Consider the following 17,658-nt stretch of genomic DNA (forward strand, 5'->3'; position numbering starts at 1 on the left):
CATCTGCAACATGCCTGCTGCCTGCGCAGCCTTCAGTGCATCGCATCGATCATTTGAGTCCGCAGCCGTAGACGGACATGGCGAGGCCAGCAATTCCCTCGACCTGTCAGCTGGCACTTCCTGACGTTGATTGACCCTCGCTGCCGAGATCGCGATCCAGCAGGCAATCGATGAAGGCACGGAGTGCCGGCAGCATGTACCGTCGACTGGAGTAGTACAGATACAGGCCTGGCACGGTCGGCGACCAGTCGGAAAGGACCCGCCTGAGCCGCCCGTCCTGCAGGGCATCGGCAATGCCCTCGTCGTTGTAGGCGTAGAAGATTCCAAGCCCCTGGAGTGCCGCGGGCACGACGATGTCCTGGTGATTGCCGATCACGGTGCCTTCGCCCAGGAACTCGACCGCTTTTCCCTTCTTCCGGAATTCCCACCCGGCCACTTTCCCGCTGCCCGGGAATCGCCAGTTGATGCAGGCGTGATGGCCCAGGTCGGCAGGTGTCCTGGGCTCGCCGTGCCGGGCGAGGTAGTCGGGCGACGCTACCGCCAGCAGTTCGATGTCGGGCGTGAGCCGCACTGCGACCATGTCCTTCTGCAGGCGACCGCCCACGCGGATGCCCGCATCGAAGCCTTCTCCCGCAATGTCGCTCAAGCCATCGTCGACCACGATGTCGAGCACCACCTCCGGATGCGCGTTCGCGAACCGACCAAGCCGGGGTGCGATCACCTTCTTCGCCGCCATGCTCAGTGTGTTGATCCGCAGCGTTCCCGCAGCGCGCGCATTCGCGCCTACCGCCTGCGCAACGGCCTCGTCCATCTCGCGCAGCATCGGGGCGATCCGCCCATGGAGACGCCGCCCCGGTTCCGTCGGCGAGACGCTGCGCGTGGTCCGGTTCAACAGGCGAACGCCCAGCCGTGATTCGAGTTGTCGAATGATCTGGCTGAGAGCCGACCGGGACAGTCCCAGGTGATCGGCCGCCCGGGCGAAGCTGGCCCGGTCGACGACGGCCACGAAGGCCTTGAGTTCGGCAAATTCGGTGCCGCGCATTGTGTGCTGATCCCTACATAGCCTGATCTGATAATAGGCGATTCTCTTATCTTCCAGAACGGATCAACCTAGCTCCACAGACCCCGCCGGAGCATTGCGATGAAAGACCTGAACCTGCCCGAGCCCATCGCGGCCTACTTCGATGCCGACCGCCAGGGCGCCCAGGCCGTTGCCCGCTGTTTCACCAGGGACGGGCGGGTGCTGGACGAGGGCAAGACCCACGCCGGGCTGGCGGCGATCGAAGCGTGGAAGGCGGACGCATCTGCCAGATACACCTACAGCGCCACACCCCATGCGTGGGAGAAGCAGGGGCGCAGCTGCACCGTGACCTGCCACGTGTCGGGCAACTTCCCCGGCAGCCCCGTGGACCTGCGCTACACCTTCACCCTGGAGCGCGGAAAGATCGCCACGCTGGAGATCGTCCCATGAGCTTCGACCTGCAGTTGGCCGGCAAGCGTGTCCTGGTCACGGGCGGCACGCGTGGCGTGGGTGCGGCGGTGGTCGGGCTGTTGGCCCGACTCGGCACACGGACCGTGGCGACGGCGCTCTCGCGCCCGGAGCACGCCATCGATGATGTCCGCTATGTCACGGCAGACCTTGCCACCGCAGAAGGCGCCCGCCTGGCGGCAGCCGCGGCGCTGCACCACCTCGGCGGCATCGATGTCCTGATCAACGTGGTGGGCGGATCGTCGGCACCCGCAGGTGGGTTTGCCGCACTGGATGACGCGCAATGGGCGAGGGAACTCGACCTGAACCTGATGTCGGCGGTGCGGCTGGATCGTGCCCTGCTCCCGACGATGATCGCGCAGGGATCGGGGGTGATCCTGCATGTCACTTCGATCCAGCACACGTTGCCGCTGCCCGATGCCACGACCGCCTATGCCGCCGCCAAGGCCGCGCTGTCGACCTACAGCAAGGCGCTGTCGAAGGAAGTCACTCCGAAAGGCGTGCGTGTGGTCCGTGTATCGCCCGGCTGGATCGAGACCGAGGCATCGGTGGCGCTGGTCGAACGCGTCGCCGCACAGGCCGGCACCGACTATGAGGGTGGCAAGAAGCTGGTCATGAACGAGCTGGGCGGGATCCCGCTGGGTCGCCCGGCCAGGCCGGGCGAGGTGGCGGACCTCATCGCGTTCCTGGTGTCGCCCCGCGCGGCCTCCATCTCCGGTACGGAGTACACGATCGACGGCGGGACCGTACCGACCGCGTGATGGCGCCCCTCAGGCTGCCCGGCGAGTCAATAGCACGATTGATCAAGTTTTCAGGACTAGAAGCAACCGATAGTCCTGCCGTGCGCCGCACAGTAGCCCTGCCGGCCGACACGCCGCACACCTACCCAACGCCCGAGGATACGACCATGTTCAAGCTGATCCCTGCAGTGCTCGCGGCCGCTCTCGCGGCCACCATCTCCCCCTCCGCACAGGCCCACGACGCTACGCCCGGCCACCACGGCGCGCAGGTGAAGAATGTCGTGCTGGTGCACGGCGCCTTCGCCGACGGTGCCGGCTGGCGCCCGGTCTACGACGACCTCACCGCGCGTGGCTATCGCGTCTCGATCGTGCAGAACCCGTTGACCTCGCTCGCCGATGACGTGAAGGCGACCCAGCGCGTGCTCGACCGCCAGGACGGTCCCGCCATTCTGGTCGGCCATTCCTGGGGCGGCACCGTCATCACCGAAGCCGGCGTTCACGACAAGGTGGCCGGCCTGGTCTACGTGTCCGCCCTGGCGCCGGACGCCGGTGAAACCACCGCCCAGCAGTACACGGGCTTCGCGCCCACGCCCGAGTTCGTGATCGAGACAGGCAGCGACGGCTACGGCTTCATCAGTCCCGCCAAGTTCAAGGCCGGCTTCGCCCACGACACCACCGATGCCGACGCGGCATTCCTGCGCGACTCGCAGGTGCCGATCAACATGTCGGTGTTCGGCACCACGCTGACCCACGCGGCCTGGCGCACGAAGCCCAGCTGGGCCGTGATTGCCACCGAAGACAAGGCGTTCGATCAGGCCATGCTCATCCACATGGCCGAGCGCATCAACGCGCGCATCACCAAGGTGTCCGCCAGCCACGCGGTCTTCATGACGCAGCCCAAGGTGGTCGCCGATACGATCGATCGCGCCGCCAGGGAAGCCGGCCAACCGGCCAGGTAAGCGTCGCTCGCGGGCGCGCCGGACGGCGCGTCCGCAGCTTCCCCATCGCACCTCCTCCCCACGACGGGCGGCCGCACCCGGCTGCCTGGACGCCCCACTTCGCTCTGAGTATCCGCCGCCGTGTCCATGTCCAGCTCTCACCGTCCTTTCCATGCTTCTCACGCGACCGACGTACGACATCCGGGTCGTTATGACTTCATCGTCTGCGGCGCCGGTCCTGCCGGCTGCGCCCTGGCCGGCAGGCTCGCGGAAAATCCCGCCGTGCGCGTGCTGTTGATCGAGGCGGGCGGATCCGATGAGCTGCCTGAGGTGCTGGAGCCCACGCAGTGGCCACTGAACCTCGGCTCCGATCGCGACTGGGCCTTCGTGGCGCAGCCCAATCCGCACCTCAATCACCGGGCCATTCCGCTGAACATGGGCAAGGTGCTGGGAGGCGGATCCAGCATCAACGTGATGGTGTGGGCGCGGGGGCACCAGAGTGACTGGGAGCACTTCGCCGAAGAAGCCGGCGACGAAGCGTGGGGCTATCGTGCAGTCCTCGACATCTATCGACGCGTCGAGGACTGGCGCGGTGTGCCCGATGCCGTCCGGCGCGGCACCGGTGGTCCGGTGCACGTGGAAACGCCACCGCACCCCCAACCGGTGGCGATTGCCATGATCGAGGCCGCGAAAACCCTCGGACTGCCGACGTTCGACAGTCCCAATGGCGTCATGATGGAAGGGCGCGGCGGCGTCGCACTCAACGACCTGATCGTGAAGGCGGGCCGACGATCATCGCTCTTCCGCTCCTACATCTTCCCGAAGCTGGGGCAGCCCAACCTGACGGTGATGACCAACGCCCAGGTCAGCAGAATTGTCCTGGATGGCACCACGGCCATCGGCGTCGAGGTCATGCAGGGCGTGCGCAGCATGCGCATCATGGCCGACCGCGAGGTGATCCTGTCGATGGGCGCGATCAATACGCCCAAGGTCCTGATGCAGTCCGGCATTGGTCCGGAAGAGGAACTGACGCCTCATGGCATCAAGGTGATCCAGCACCTGCCCGGCGTCGGACGGAACCACCAGGACCACGTCTCCTTCGGCTGCATCTTCGAGTCGGGCGCGCCGGTGGGCGTGGGCAACGGCGGGTCGGAGGCCACGCTGTACTGGAAGACCGATCCTGCGCTGGCTGCTCCGGATGTATTCCATTGCCAGCTGGAATTCCCGGTGCCGACACCGGAGACCGCGCATCGCGGCGTACCGGCACATGGCTGGATGACCTTCGCCGGGCTTTCCCATCCCAAGAGTCGGGGTTCGGTACACCTGACCGGCGCCGACGCGGGCGCACCCTGCCGGATCGAAGCCAATACGCTGTCGCATCCCGACGATGTGCGCAGCGCCGTAGCGACCATCGCGTTGGCACGCGAAATGGCGCACGCCTCGCCGTTCAAGAAGCTGTTGAAGCGCGAGGCCATGCCGGGAAGCCTGGATGCGTCCGGGATGGAAACCTACATCCGCGACTCGGCAGTGACCTTCTGGCATCAGGCCTGCACGGCGAAGATGGGGCGCGACGCGATGTCGGTGGTCAACGGCAACCTGCAGGTCTACGGCATCGATCGGCTGCGGCTCGCAGATGCATCCATCATGCCCAATGTCCCGAGCGGGAACACGATGGCACCCTGCGTAGTGATTGGCGAGCGGGCCGCAGAGATCATCAAGAAAGCGCATGGACTTTGAGCAATGATGCGATCCCTGCTTGAGTCCAGGGCCGCGAGCGGACCGACACGTTGTCGTTGGCCGGCGAGCATGGAGCGTTCCATGGCAGACAATCCTGCCGGACGTCCGTCATGGTTTGGCCATCCCGGAAACCTGTGCTTGATCGCACATCGAGACACCGATCATGTGGCCACCCGCGACCGGATTGAACCGCTGCGTCACTGTCCTTGCTGAAATACAAGCATCAAGAAAGCAGCGACGACTCACTTCCTGGCTCACTTTCCGGCTGACTGTCCCTGGACTGCGAAGGACATCCCAACGTGTCGAGGATTTCCATCAGCTCCCTGCCAGAAGCGGACATCATTGAACCCGTGGATGCGTTCCGATGAACGCCGTACTCCATGCGGGAAGCTCAGTTGCCAGTCCGCTGCCCGATCCACAGCCGATTGCCGTCGGGGTCTTCAATGCGGAACTCACTCATGCTGTAGAAGGGATGACCGATCGAAGGCACGTCCAAGCCGCGCCTCCGCACGTCGCGGTGGTAGGCGAAGATGTCGTCGGGGTACAGGTAGACCACCGAAGTGCGTGGTGCATCCGGCGGCTGGTTGATCGATTCGTCCACCATCAGCCGGCACTCGTCCAGCACCAGCATCGCCCAGCGCCATTCGTCGTTGCGCTTTTCCACCGCAAAGCCCAGCTTTGCGTAGAACTCGACGCTCGTCGGCATGTGGCGGACGGGCAGCATCGGAATCACGCGCTGCATCTTCATTCCTTTCTCCTTGGCTAATCGTCGGCGGGGGCGCCGGTCTGCAGTGCGCGCGTGGCCGCCGCCGTGGACAGCTGCAACGCCACGGCGAGTTCCTGCGCACTGCACTTGGCATCGCCCAGCAACCACGCCACCACCGGCGAGAACAGACCATCGGCAAGCCCATGTGCGGCAAGGCGCACGGGAATGCGCAGGCGGCTGCGCTGCGCCGGAGACAGCGTGTTCTCCACGTGCATGACCAGCGTGTACCGGACAATACGCAGCGCAGCGCCCTGGAAGAGGCTGCGTGCGAGTGCACGGTTCTGCCAGAAGTGGTCGAGAATCGCGCGCACTTTGTTGACGTCCGCCTGCCCTCCCACCAGATTGGCCAGCGTCTGGAACGGCCCCTCCAGGCTGGCGGCAAGCAACTCGTCCTTGTTGCGGAAGTGCTCGTAGAACGTCGAGCGGCTGACGCCCGATCGCGCCAGCACATCACCGACGCGGATCTCGTGGTAGCGCTGACTGAGCACCAGCGAGAAGAACGCCGCCATCAGGTCCTGGCGCGTGCGCCGCCTGCGGGGATCCTCGTTGGGCTCAAGCTGTGTCATGCGCTGGATCATCCCACGAACCCTGCCGGACATTGGGCCGCGATTGTCCGGAAACCGGCGGCGATCGCCTCGCTAGCCTGTACGCTCTTCTTCGCAAGGGCATCGCATGACCACGACTTCCTCCCGCGCGCCGAGCGCTGTGCTGCCCGGCGTGCTGCTGATCGCGAGCGGGGTGCTGGCGCCGCTCATCATGATCTTCCATCCCACCACGCAGGGCGCCGACATGGCGGCGCGGCTCACCCGCCTCACGGAGATCTCGGCACTCAGCCGGCACGTGCACCTGGCGATGATCGTATGCATCATCGCCCTCTGGCTGTCATTGGCCCACCTCGCACGGCGCTGGCCAGGCAACGGCTGGGTGTGGGCCGCAGTGCGCCTCTACACCCTGGGCGCAGCTGCCATGCTGGGCGCGGCACTGATCAGCGGCTTCCTGATCGGTGACTATCTGCAGCGCGTCCTGCCGCTGATCCCGCTTGCCGAGGACGCGCTGCCTTCGGTGCTGCTTGCCTTCTCCGCCAATCAGGTGCTGGCGGGATTCGGCACGCTGGGCATGTCGGCCGGAATCGTACTGTGGTCTGCCGCGATGCTGCGCCAACCCGGGCGGCTTGCTGTCCCATGCGGCATCTACGGTGTGATCGCGGGCCTGCTGTGCCTGATCGGCTATGCCACGGGATTGATCTCGCTCGACGTCCCCGGCATGACCTTCGTGGTCGTCGCGCAGAGCCTCTGGTACTGCCTGCTGGGCCTGTGGGTCGTGCGGACTTCGCCGGACGTCACGACAACGACATCCCCCGATGACGGCCAGCGCGTTTGACGCCTGGTCCACCTTCCCCCGATCCACGGACCCGCATCATGCTCGTACCCTACTCTCACACATGGCCGCTGGTCTTCCAGGATCTCCGGCAGGCACTGCTGCCGGTTTTCGCCGGTACGCCGATCGAGATCATGCACATCGGCAGTACCTCGGTACCCGGCCTCGCGGCCAAGCCGGTCATCGACCTCCTGCTGGGCGCGCCAACACTCGCCGAGATCGAGGCCCGCGTCGCGGACATCGTGAGGCTGGACTACACCTACCGGCCTCACTACGAAGCCGCGATCCCGCAGCGTCGCTACTTCGTCAAAGACATCGCGGGCGACCTGCGCATCCACCTGCATGGCGTCGAACAAGGCGGTCGACTCTGGCGGGAACATCTCCGCTTCCGTGACCTGCTGCGCGTCGACGACGCACGCCGGTCCGAGTACGAGGCCCTGAAGCGCCGGCTCGACATCGTGCATGCCGGCGACAAGGCTGCGTATACGTTGGAGAAGGGTGCCTACATTCGATCCCTGTTGTCTTCCATGGACGACTAGATCCTCCGACAGTGCAACGCCGCATGGAGGTCTGCCAAGACGAACCAACCCGGTTCACCCTTGCAGAACAACTCTAGCGATGTCCGCTCCGGCTTGAATGATCGCCAGACCCGCCCACTGGGCGAACGGGACGCAGCAATGCCGAGGAGACGAATGTCCGAGTTACGGACGTATGCGTGTGGACTTTGGTGGGTCGAGAAGGTGCCAAGATCCGACGAAATCCCTGATCGGACCCTCACTTCATGGAGGGCACGGCATTGTGCTGCGCTGGCAGAAGTAGCAGCAGCCTCCTCTGCGCTGCCTTGCACCAAGGGCAGCGCGCCGACGCGCCCTTCACCGGCGGGCGGGTCGTGCGCGTCTTCCGTCGTGGCGTTCCGCGGTCTCGCGACTTTGCACGAACTCCGGGAAGGTCTCCGCCAGCGGCGCCTTGTCCGGGAGGATGTAGAACACCCCGCCCTTCTCGAAAGTAGGCTGCATGATCCGCTCGTAGAACTCCGGCGAGACGTTGATGCAGCCATGCGTGATGCGATTGTCATCGGGCGTCGGCGATGCCAGGCGCTCTTCACGCTTCTCGGCGGGGACACCGGTAGCGGTAGGATGGATGGAGACGGCGGAATCGTAGTCCACCCACAGTACGCGCCCCGCGTCGATGGACGGGCCGAAACCGCCCACGAAGCGACCCGCAGGCGTCGTGCGATCGCGCCCCGGAATCTCGCGGAGCGCGAGACCGGCGACACCGGGGGCCGTGTGGTCGCCGACCGCCGATCCGAAGAGTCCGGGTGCCGCCCCGCGAGGCCGGCCGTCGCCGCCGAACACCAGGATCTGGGCAGAGGCCTTGTCGATGATTGCGAAGGGATAGCCTTGGCTGTCCTTGGTCGCGACGATCCAGCCTGCGAGCTCGATCACCGTGTCGGACACCTCTTGCCCTTCCGGAAGCTGGTCGGCGACGGTCACCGCTTGTTTGTCGACATTTTCGGCACTGGACGCCCCGAAGCTCGCAAACGCCAGCGCCAACAGCAGCGCGCCAGAGGCTGCGCGGATCGCAGGGTGTATGGACGTACGAATGGCGTGGATCCTCGGGACAAGATGGGGGAAAGAAAGGATCCCGGTGGCCAGCAAGGGCCACCGGGTCCCGGGTTCACACTGCGCGTAACGAATCGTGCAAGCGCGATCAGCCGCGCGGCACGCGGCGCGGTGCCGCTTCGAGCTGCCGCACGCGGCCTTCAATCTGATCCAGCCGCTGGTTTGCCTGCTGCGCGGATTGATTCGCGGATTCGGCGCTCTGGGCAGCGCCCTGCACCTTCGTATCGAGCTGATCGAGACGCGAGTTGATCCCTGCAAACTCATCGTCGTAGCTGGCGCAGCCGCCAAGACCCACGGCCGCAACCATCGCCACGCCGAGCACGCGTGCCGTCTTGAGATATCGCTTGTTCTGGAACATTACAATTCTCCTTCGTCTGGGGGACTCGGAATATAGCGGCCTTTCTTGCCAGCGCCGCAACATATCTTCAGCTAACGTTGGAGTACGTAGATGGAGCGTGAAAATGCAGAAATTCGTGTGCATCCCGGCTCGAATCCGTCAGTCGCAGGGACGAATCGCAGTTTGTAATCCGGGATCACAACGAATCTGCGTCACCGATCCCACCTGAGGTAGAGCGCAGGCCGCAACATGCGGGTGGTGTTTGCACCGACTGATCTTCAAAGACATCCCCGACGCCTGCCATTCGTCGGCGAGGAAGCCACGCCGTCACTCCCGTGCCTCCGGATGATCGAGGTCGTGTCGCCCGGCATCACTCCCTCACTGCGCACGATGTCCACCTCGATCGACAGTGGATATCGGGGGACGTCCTACGGCAAGCCAGTCGTCACTGTCTGCGTCGTGACCTCTTCACTCGTGAGATAGGCCGTCAGCTCTTCTGGTTGTCCCTGAGGGAATGCCTCCTTCAGGAACTCAAGGAACGCGGATACGCGTGCGCTCAGCAGACGCCGGGATGGGTACAGCGCCCAGATCTCGATGGGCCGCCCCCTCACGTCGCCCCATGGCACGAGCGCGCCTGAGTGCAGATCGCCGGCCACCAGCGACAAGGGCAGCACGGCGGCGCCTATTCCCGTCCGAACCGCATCGCGGATCATGATCAGCGACGCCAGGCGCAGGACCGGTTCGATAGGCACGCGCACATCACCGCCCCGTGTCGCCAGATCCCACGCGGATTGATTGCCGGAGGCACGCACCACCGCACGCACAGCAACGTCTGGCTCCGGCCTCCCAAGGTCAGGGACGGCCACCGCAACCAGGCGATCGCGGAGCAGGATACGCCCGATCAGGCGCTCGTCGGGATCGGGATTGACCCGGATCACCAGGTCATAGCCCTCCTCCACCATGTCGACGGCGCGGTCCTCGGTGGTGATCTCCACGCGCACCTCGGGGTAACGCAATGCAAAGCGGGCCGACAGCTTGCCCAGTGCCATCTGCGAAAACAGCAGCGGCGCGCTGATGCGCAGCCTGCCGCGTGGCGTTTCGCCACCCGAGGCAACCGCCGTGGCGGCTTCGCCGATCTCGGCCAGCAGGGTTTCGGTGCGCTCGAACAGCGCACGCCCTTCCTGCGTCAGCTTCAGGGTGTGGGACCCGCGCTCGAACAGGCGCACGCCCAGGCTCGCCTCCAGGTCCGCGACCCGTCGCGACAATGTGGCCTTGGGTCGTTCCGCGGCCCTAGCCGCCCGGCCGAAGCCGCCATGACGTGCCACCAGGTTGAAGTCGGCCAGGGCCAGAAGGTCCACGTGTTCCACCAACGAGACGGGCAGTCCAAGTATATGGGCTATCGACCCGTATCCGGATCAACAACCATGGAGCCTTCTCACCCACCCGGAGCACTCCCATGAACATCCTCGTCACCGGCGCCACCGGAACTGTCGGCCGCCACGTCGTGCAGCACCTCTCCCAGCGTGGCGCCAAGGTGCGCGCCCTGGTCCGCAACCCGGCCAACGCGAACCTCCCCGCCGGGGTCGAGACCGTCCAGGGCGACCTGCTCGATGTCGATGCCCTGCGCCAGGCCTTCCAGGGCGTGTCCACGCTCTTCCTGCTCAACGCGGTGGTGGCCGATGAATTCACCCAGGCGCTGATCACGCTCAATGTCGCCCGCGAAGCCGGGGTGAAGCGGGTCGTCTACCTCTCGGTGATCCACAGCGACCGCTACGTGAACGTGCCGCACTTCGCCGGCAAGTTCGGCGTGGAACGCATGCTCGAACAGATGGGCTTCAACGCGACGATCCTGCGCCCGGCCTACTTCATGGACAACGACCTGACGGTCAAGGACGTGGTGCTCGGCCATGGCGTGTACCCGATGCCGATCGGGAGCAAGGGCCTGGCGATGATCGATGCGCGCGACATCGGCGAGATCGCGGCGATCGAGCTGCTGTCCCACGATCGGGCACCCGACGGCAGCGCGCTGACCCGCCTCAACCTGGTCGGCCCGGATACGCTGACGGGTGCGGAGGTCGCGGCCATCTGGTCCGCGACGCTGGGCCGCGACATCGCATACGGCGGTGACGACACGGCGGGCTTCGAGCAGAACCTGCGCCAGTTCATGCCGGCGTGGATGGCCTACGACATGCGCCAGATGGCCGAACGCTTCCTCACCGACGGCATGGTGCCCGAACCCGGCGACGTCGCGCGGCTCACCGAGCGACTGGGACGCCCACTGCGCTCGTATCGCGACTTCGCCGCTGAAACCGCCGCGGCCGGCTGACCTCTTCCAACCTCATCCATCACGGAGCCCACCATGATCTACTCGACCGCCACCTTGCCGGTGAACGCGCCCGGCCAGACACGACTCACCCGTTCCCAGGCATGGGAGGGGCTGGTGCAGAAGGCACGCGACGCCAGGCTCTTCTTCCCGCCCGACGAATGCACCCGCAGCGAGATCGTCGGGGAGAGCCCATCGCACCTGGTGCGCGAAGCGACCATCCTTGGCAGTGATCTCACCGAGATCATCACCTTCGAGGCAAACACGAAGATCACCTTCTTCCAGGCCATCAGCCCACGCGAAGGCGCGATCATCAACGAGTTGCTCGAAGACGAACGCGGCGAGCTCCAGCTTCGCTTCCATGGCTACCTGGGGTTGCGCGGCAAAGTGCCCAACGGTCCGGAGGAACAGGCAGCCCAGGCCTGGATGGATAGTGAAAAAGGATTCAAGGCCGCAATCCAGTCGACGCTGAAACGCACTCGCGGGCTGGTCGCGGAAGGGCGCATCTGACCAGCCTTGTACGAAGTCGGCGCCTGGTGTCCGCTCCCGACCCGATGCGGACATCTTCTGCCGTACCATGCCCGGGTGTCGATCGACGCGCGGGGGACATGGATTCCCATGCTGACCCATGACTTGTGCACCGCGCGTTTCATTGGCGCGTAACGCCGGACGTGTGCGAGATGTGGGAGGCTACGTGCTGCAATGTCGGCCAAGCCTTGAACTGACCAACGCGCGCTCGTGATGAACTCCCACCTCGCATCGGACCGAACATGCGCCTGCTAGCCGGATGCGAACTGACTGTCGAATCCAACGAGGACTGCGCGGTGGTCGCAATGTTGCGACCGCGCAACGGCGAAGCGCAATGGATGATCAGCGAAACCTACACGTTCGACCCCCATGTTCGCCCGACCGAGTTCGTCGATGTATTCGGCAACCTGTGCCAGCGTTTCGTGGTCCGGCGTGGACGCATGCGAATCCGGGCAGAGCTTGAGGTCGAGACCGAGCGGGATATCGTCATTGCGCCGTGGGTCGCGCCGACACCGGCCGCTTTCCTGCCCGATCACGCGTTGCAGTACCTGCTGCCGAGTCGCTACTGCCCGAGCGATCGTACGTTCGACCAGGCGCAGGCCATCGTGGCTGAGGCCGCCCCCCGCAGTGGGCAAGTGGGGGCAATCGTGGAATGGATCCGCACCCATATCGCGTACCGGTACGGGGTTAGCGACGCCACCACGGATGCACTCGGCACCATGGAAGCACGTGCAGGGGTCTGCCGCGACTACGCACATGTCGGAATCACGCTATGCAGGAGCCTGCGCATTCCTGCCCGGATGGTGGTCGGATATCTGCACGGACTGGAACCGATGGATCTGCATGCCTGGTTCGAGGCGTACCTGGACGGCCGCTGGTACACCTTCGACCCGACGCAGGCCGCACCCCGTGGGGGTCGGATCGTGGTCGCTTACGGCCGCGATGCTGCCGATGTGGCTTTTCTGACCAATTACGGCTGGTTGCAGACTTTTGAAATGCAGGTATGGGTAGGCGAGCGAACTGGCGAAGTGCCACTTTTACTTACGGGCGGAAGCCTGTAACGGTCGAGCAGCCGCCAAACCGGCATTGCTCTTTCTGTCGAAGCAGAACCCATTTCCGCTTCTGGCCAGAAGCGGACGTCGTAGCTTCGCTAGCAGAGACGCGCCACCACGGACGACAGGTCGCTCTGGCTGGTTCTTGCCTTCGCGTTGTGGATTGGCTGTCAGTCGCGTGAGGATGGCGGGCTTCATGCGGCCGCGGGGCTAGCCATGTTCGTAGCCCGTCGAGTGGCCGGCGGTCAGTGGCACAGCTAGACTTGATTGAGTTCCAGCGCTGGGGTTTGATCGAGATGCAACCGATCGCTATGTCGGATGTGTTGATTGTGGAAGACAACATCCATGCCGGTCACCGCCTGCAACGCCTGGTGGCAGGTCTGGCCAGCGAGGCGCAGATCGACGTAGTCGATACGCTCGACGCGGCGCGATCGCGACTGCAGGCGCATCCCTACACTCTGGCGCTCGTCGACATGTACCTGCCCGATGGCGACGGCAATGCTTTGATCGCGTGGATGCGATCGCACGCTCCCGAGGCTGCCGCGGTGATCGTCTCGTCGTTCGCGGAAGAGGAAAGCGTGTTGACGGCCTTGCGCAGCGGCGCTGTCGGCTACCTGTTGAAGGAGCGCGACGACGAGGAACTGGTGGTATCGCTGAAGAGCCTGCAACGCGGCGGAGCTCCCATCGATCCTTCCATCGCGCGCCGCATTCTGGCGCTGCTGCCTGTCGGCGCCGATCCGGCGCTGCGGTCCTCGCCCGTGCCGCCGCTGTCGCAGCGCGAGATGGAGATCGTGCAGCTGGTGGCGCAGGGGTTCACCAATCGCGAGATCGCCGAGCTGGTCTCGCTGTCGCGGCTGACCATCGAAAGCCACGTCAAGAACATCTATCGCAAGCTGGCCGTCGGGTCACGGACCGAGGCGGTTTACGAGGCGCGGGCACGGGGCCTGCTGAAGTGAGGCGCATCGTCCGGTGCCTGGTCGTCCTGCTGGCGATGCTTGCCATGCTTCCCGTGCAGGCGCAGCACGTGATGCGGATCGAGCGGGCGGATGCCGTGCGGTCGGACTGGTCGGCGCAGGCGCCCCCGCGGCAGGGCTGGGTACCGGTCAGACTGCGCGACCTGTGGGAGAAGCGCTGGCCCGGCCATGATGGCGTGGTGTGGTACCGCGTCCGCTGGCAGCAGGCGGATGCATCGCAGCCGGTCGGGCTGTTGCTCGACTACACCTGCCTGGCGGCCGCGGTCTCCCTCAATGGCCAGCCGATCGACCGGGACGCCTCACTGGTGGAGCCGCTGTCACGCAAGTGGCACGTGCCGCGTTACTACACAGTGCCGCCGGCGCTCCTGCGCGAAGGGCAGAACGAACTGCTCGTACGGGTTTCCGGCCTGGCCGCCTATCAGCCTGCGTTCGGTACCGTCAGCGTGGGCGATCCCATCGTGTTGCGCGGCCAGTACGAGCGGGAGCGTTTTGCACGTCGTGACATGCAGATATTCGACGCCGCCGTGGGATTGGTGCTGGCGGCGATGATCGGCATCTTCTGGCTGCTACGCCCGCAGGACACGCTGTATGGCTGGTATGCGTTGAGCGCAGTCTTTGGCAGGCTGTACGACTGGAACTTCATCGCCGGCAGTCCTTGGCCGTTCCGCACGACGGACGGATGGCAGGCTTTCATCGCGGCGGTCTTCGTGGCCTCCGCCGCCACCCATACGATCTTCCTGCTGCGGTTCTCGGAGCGACGATGGCCGCGCTTCGAGCGGGCGCTGCTGGCGCTGGCGGGCGCGGGCATGGTGCTGGGATTATCGTTTCCGCACTGGATGGGGCCACTGCGCAATCTGTACGTGACTCCCGCCATCCTGTTCCTGTACGTCGTCAGCGCGGTCTTCGTCGTCTTCGCGCTGCGCAGCGATCGCCGCGACTACAAGGTGCTTGCGGCCTGCATCAGCGTCCCGTTGCTGGTGTCGCTGCACGACCTCGGTGTGTACATGGGCTGGTACGGCGGCGTGAGCTACCTGGGGTCGTTCACCTCGCCGGTCATGCTGTTGGGCATGGGGTTCGTGCTGGCCTATCGCTTCGCGCAGACCATGAAGCGGGTGGAGGGCTTCAACGCCGAACTCCATCGCGAAGTACAGGCCGCCACCGTGACCCTGGCCGACACACTCAACCAGCAGCACGCGCTGGCGCTGGCGCACAGCCGTGCAGGGGAGCGCCTGCAGCTGGTGCGCGACCTGCACGATGGCTTCGGCGGCACGCTGGTGGGGGCGATCACCCGCCTGCAGCAGGCGCCGGACGAGACCTCGAGGGCAGAGGTGGTGGATCTGCTGAAGGACATGCGCGACGACCTGCGGTTGGTGATCGATACCACCGCGCAGGAGCAGGCCGACCTGGCCACGCTGATCGCCCCGCTGCGCCATCGCGCCAGCCGCCTGTTGGAAGCGGCGGACATCGATGCGCATTGGCGGGTGGAAGGTCTGGAGGGTCTGCAACTGGGGCCCGGCCGCAGCCTGGACCTGCTGCGCCTGCTGCAGGAGGCATTGACGAATGTGTTCAAGCACAGTCGCGCGGCGCGGGTCGACGTCCATCTGCGCCGTGCCGGTGATCGCCTTGAGCTGCGCGTGCGTGACGATGGCGTCGGCCTTGCCGGGGCGGCACCCGCGGCCGGACAGGCCCGGGCCGCAGGTGCCGGCTTGGCGAGCATGCGCCACCGCGCCCAGCGACTCGGGGCGGAGCTGCGCATCGCGGGCGCTTCCGATGGAAAAGGCACTGCGCTGGAACTGGATCTGCCATTGGCCGCGTGAGCGCGGCCTCGAGGGCGGATCGGGAGTGCTTTACCTGATTTCAGGGATACCCGGGGCGGGATGCGGCACCTACCGTGTGCGCCATCGTCGCCGGTGGGTGGCCGCGTCATGGCGTGGCGGCCGGCGGCATGCCACAGGGGGCATCGCCATGCGTAGGTATCGCCGCAACATCAATACTGTCCGTCATTTCATGCTGATGCTGGCTGCGGGTGGCGGCCTGCTTTTGTCAACGACGTCGGCCGAAGCTCAGGTGGTGGGTGGTACCGCACCCACGCAGCCATGCAACCAGAACCCCACCACCGGCGGCATGGCGTGCATGCCGGGCAGTACGGTGGGCGTGAATGGCAGCAATGGCCCGGCTCCTCCAGGCTGGACGGCCGGGGCTGGCGGGCCGGGCGCCGAAACCGGCAACGTTGCAATAGGCCAAAACAGCAGTGCAGGCAATGGCGGTCAGGGTGGGATCGCCACTGCCGGAGGCATCGCCGGCACGGGTGGCGCGGGCGGCGCAGCGAACCTCGCGCTTGGCGCGAACAGCAGCGCAGGCAATGGCGGTGCGGGAGGAACTGGTAGCGCAGGTGGCACCGGCGGCGCTGGCGGGACAGGTGGCAACAACAACATCGCCATCGGCAATGGCAGCAGCGCCGGCACGGGCGGACGGGGCGCGGATATGTGCTGTGGTTTCCCGGGCCCCTCGGGTTCCAGCGGCACCGACAACAACATCGCGCTCGGCACCGGCGCGTCGGCCAACGGGGGTGGATCGGTCGCCCTGGGCTACAACAGTAGTGATCAGGGTCGCGCGAACGTGGTCTCGGTCGGTTCTTCAGGCCAACAGCGTCAGGTCACCAATATCGCGGCGGGTACCGCCACCACTGATGCGGTCAACGTTGGCCAGTTGAATGCGGTGGCGAACACGGCCAATTCGGCGCTGGACGCAGCAGGCGATGCACAGGCGACCGCCGACATGGCACTTTCCACTGCGGACACTGCCCAGGCGATGGCCGATGCAGCATTGGACGCGGCAGGTAACGCGGTGGCCACGGCGAACGACTATACGGACACCCGGGAAGCTGCGGTGCGCAGCGACATGGCCGCGGGCGATGTGGCCACGCTGTCGACCGCGAACGGCTACACCGATACCCGCGAAGCTGCGGTGCGCATCGATATGGCGGCCGGCAACGCTGCGACGCTGACGACGGCCAATGGCTATACCGATACCCGAGAAGCCGCCGTACGCAACGACATGGCCGCGGGCGATGCGGTCACACTGGCGACGGCGCAGGACTACGCCGATGCTGGCGACGCCACGACACTCGCTTCGGCCAATGCCTACACCGATGCCCGCTTCACCGAACTTACCGGACTGAGCGACGACTTCAACGCCTTCCGCGGCGACGTCGACCGCCGCTTCAGCCATCTGGATCGCCGCATCGACACCATGGCCGCGATGAGCGGTGCTTACGCCGGCATGGCGATGAACACAGCAGGCCTGGCGGGCAAGAACCGCGTGGGCGTGGGCATCGGCGCGCAGGGCGGTGAGCAGGCCATGGCGGTTGGCTACCAGCGTGTGATCGGCAACCGCGCAAGTGTGTCGTTGGGTGCCGCTTTCGGTGGCGGCGAGAAGAGCGTGTCGGCGGGCGCCGGCTTCAGCTGGTGAAGCGGTGTTCGCGCGTCGCTTGCCTTTAGAGGACTGCGACACTTGCCCCGCATCTGGAATTCGCGCGCTTTAATCTCTGGCCACACCAACGACGGATGGATCTTGGCGCCAGCCCAAGCTCCATTCGCAACGGCTGGAGAAATCGAGTGCGGGACACAGTCGTCATCGCCATACGCTCAGACCCTGGCGATGTTCGTCTCTTTTGTCTCCCATGGGTGTTGGGTCTAGCAATTCAGGTCGAACGCGCATTTGGGGTCGGCCTGATTGTCAGACGTTCGATGTCCGCTTCTGGCCGAAAACCGCC

18 protein-coding genes are annotated in these 17,658 nt (G+C 65.6%); 12 read left to right on the top strand and 6 right to left on the bottom strand.

Going from position 1 to position 17,658, the window contains the following annotated elements; genetic code table 11:
- Nucleotides 1-106: 106 nt before the first annotated feature.
- A complete protein-coding gene (locus AC3DET_RS06740) occupies nucleotides 107-1,042 on the bottom strand; it encodes a LysR family transcriptional regulator (RefSeq protein WP_488391105.1) in 936 nt (311 codons plus the stop codon).
- A gap of 99 nt (nucleotides 1,043-1,141) precedes the next feature.
- Between AC3DET_RS06740 and AC3DET_RS06745 the strand changes: the two genes are divergently transcribed.
- The 4 genes from AC3DET_RS06745 to AC3DET_RS06760 all read left to right on the top strand — a co-directional run bounded on the left by AC3DET_RS06745 (nucleotide 1,142) and on the right by AC3DET_RS06760 (nucleotide 4,904).
- Nucleotides 1,142-1,471, top strand: a complete 330-nt coding sequence (locus AC3DET_RS06745) for a nuclear transport factor 2 family protein (protein WP_488391106.1) — start codon at nucleotides 1,142-1,144, stop codon at nucleotides 1,469-1,471.
- A complete protein-coding gene (locus AC3DET_RS06750; RefSeq protein ID WP_488391107.1) occupies nucleotides 1,468-2,250 on the top strand; it encodes an SDR family oxidoreductase in 783 nt (260 codons plus the stop codon). Before AC3DET_RS06745 ends, AC3DET_RS06750 begins: the two co-directional genes overlap by 4 nt.
- 146 nt (nucleotides 2,251-2,396) lie before the next feature.
- The gene (locus AC3DET_RS06755; protein WP_192199975.1) at nucleotides 2,397-3,188 is read left to right on the top strand and encodes an alpha/beta fold hydrolase; all 792 of its coding nucleotides are present in this window, start codon (nucleotides 2,397-2,399) and stop codon (nucleotides 3,186-3,188) included.
- 198 nt (nucleotides 3,189-3,386) lie between these two features.
- Nucleotides 3,387-4,904 (top strand): GMC family oxidoreductase, encoded by a 1,518-nt coding sequence (locus AC3DET_RS06760; protein ID WP_488391181.1) that lies wholly within the window; start codon nucleotides 3,387-3,389, stop codon nucleotides 4,902-4,904.
- 391 nt (nucleotides 4,905-5,295) lie between these two features.
- Here AC3DET_RS06760 and AC3DET_RS06765 read toward each other — a convergent pair whose 3' ends face one another.
- Complete coding sequence (locus AC3DET_RS06765) at nucleotides 5,296-5,652, bottom strand: VOC family protein (protein WP_488391108.1); 357 nt, start codon at nucleotides 5,650-5,652, stop codon at nucleotides 5,296-5,298.
- Nucleotides 5,653-5,666: 14 nt separating this feature from the next.
- Nucleotides 5,667-6,236: a TetR/AcrR family transcriptional regulator gene (locus tag AC3DET_RS06770; protein WP_488391109.1), complete on the bottom strand. Its 570-nt coding sequence runs from the start codon at nucleotides 6,234-6,236 to the stop codon at nucleotides 5,667-5,669.
- 106 nt (nucleotides 6,237-6,342) lie between these two features.
- Between AC3DET_RS06770 and AC3DET_RS06775 the strand changes: the two genes are divergently transcribed.
- The gene (locus AC3DET_RS06775) at nucleotides 6,343-7,050 is read left to right on the top strand and encodes a hypothetical protein (RefSeq protein WP_488391110.1); all 708 of its coding nucleotides are present in this window, start codon (nucleotides 6,343-6,345) and stop codon (nucleotides 7,048-7,050) included.
- 38 nt (nucleotides 7,051-7,088) lie between these two features.
- Complete coding sequence (locus tag AC3DET_RS06780; RefSeq protein WP_488391111.1) at nucleotides 7,089-7,586, top strand: GrpB family protein; 498 nt, start codon at nucleotides 7,089-7,091, stop codon at nucleotides 7,584-7,586.
- Between the two features lie 333 nt (nucleotides 7,587-7,919).
- Here the strand turns inward: AC3DET_RS06780 and AC3DET_RS06785 are convergent, their stop codons facing one another.
- From AC3DET_RS06785 to AC3DET_RS06795, 3 genes are all read right to left on the bottom strand, one after another.
- A complete protein-coding gene (locus AC3DET_RS06785) occupies nucleotides 7,920-8,594 on the bottom strand; it encodes a hypothetical protein (RefSeq protein WP_488391182.1) in 675 nt (224 codons plus the stop codon).
- Nucleotides 8,595-8,757: 163 nt separating this feature from the next.
- Entirely contained in the window at nucleotides 8,758-9,027 is a 270-nt protein-coding gene (locus AC3DET_RS06790; RefSeq protein ID WP_337730827.1) for a hypothetical protein, read from the bottom strand.
- A gap of 407 nt (nucleotides 9,028-9,434) precedes the next feature.
- Nucleotides 9,435-10,364 carry a LysR family transcriptional regulator gene (locus AC3DET_RS06795; RefSeq protein WP_488391112.1) on the bottom strand — a complete coding sequence of 310 codons (930 nt, stop codon included), beginning with the start codon at nucleotides 10,362-10,364 and terminating at the stop codon, nucleotides 9,435-9,437.
- Nucleotides 10,365-10,462: 98 nt separating this feature from the next.
- Between AC3DET_RS06795 and AC3DET_RS06800 the strand changes: the two genes are divergently transcribed.
- The 6 genes from AC3DET_RS06800 to AC3DET_RS06825 all read left to right on the top strand — a co-directional run bounded on the left by AC3DET_RS06800 (nucleotide 10,463) and on the right by AC3DET_RS06825 (nucleotide 17,354).
- On the top strand, nucleotides 10,463-11,332 hold the full coding sequence (locus AC3DET_RS06800; protein WP_488391113.1) for an SDR family oxidoreductase: 870 nt from the start codon (nucleotides 10,463-10,465) through the stop codon (nucleotides 11,330-11,332).
- Between the two features lie 33 nt (nucleotides 11,333-11,365).
- The gene (locus AC3DET_RS06805) at nucleotides 11,366-11,839 is read left to right on the top strand and encodes an AtaL-like protein (RefSeq protein ID WP_488391114.1); all 474 of its coding nucleotides are present in this window, start codon (nucleotides 11,366-11,368) and stop codon (nucleotides 11,837-11,839) included.
- Between the two features lie 260 nt (nucleotides 11,840-12,099).
- Nucleotides 12,100-12,918 (top strand): transglutaminase domain-containing protein, encoded by an 819-nt coding sequence (locus tag AC3DET_RS06810; protein ID WP_488391115.1) that lies wholly within the window; start codon nucleotides 12,100-12,102, stop codon nucleotides 12,916-12,918.
- A 254-nt stretch (nucleotides 12,919-13,172) separates the two neighbouring features.
- Nucleotides 13,173-13,865, top strand: a complete 693-nt coding sequence (locus AC3DET_RS06815; RefSeq protein WP_488391116.1) for a LuxR C-terminal-related transcriptional regulator — start codon at nucleotides 13,173-13,175, stop codon at nucleotides 13,863-13,865.
- Entirely contained in the window at nucleotides 13,862-15,700 is a 1,839-nt protein-coding gene (locus AC3DET_RS06820) for a sensor histidine kinase (RefSeq protein WP_488391117.1), read from the top strand. The genes AC3DET_RS06815 and AC3DET_RS06820 overlap by 4 nt, the downstream gene beginning before the upstream one ends.
- A gap of 148 nt (nucleotides 15,701-15,848) precedes the next feature.
- The gene (locus tag AC3DET_RS06825) at nucleotides 15,849-17,354 is read left to right on the top strand and encodes a YadA C-terminal domain-containing protein (RefSeq protein WP_488391118.1); all 1,506 of its coding nucleotides are present in this window, start codon (nucleotides 15,849-15,851) and stop codon (nucleotides 17,352-17,354) included.
- Nucleotides 17,355-17,658: the final 304 nt, after the last annotated feature.

The organism is Pseudoxanthomonas sp. 97-1-1, from assembly GCF_057773125.1.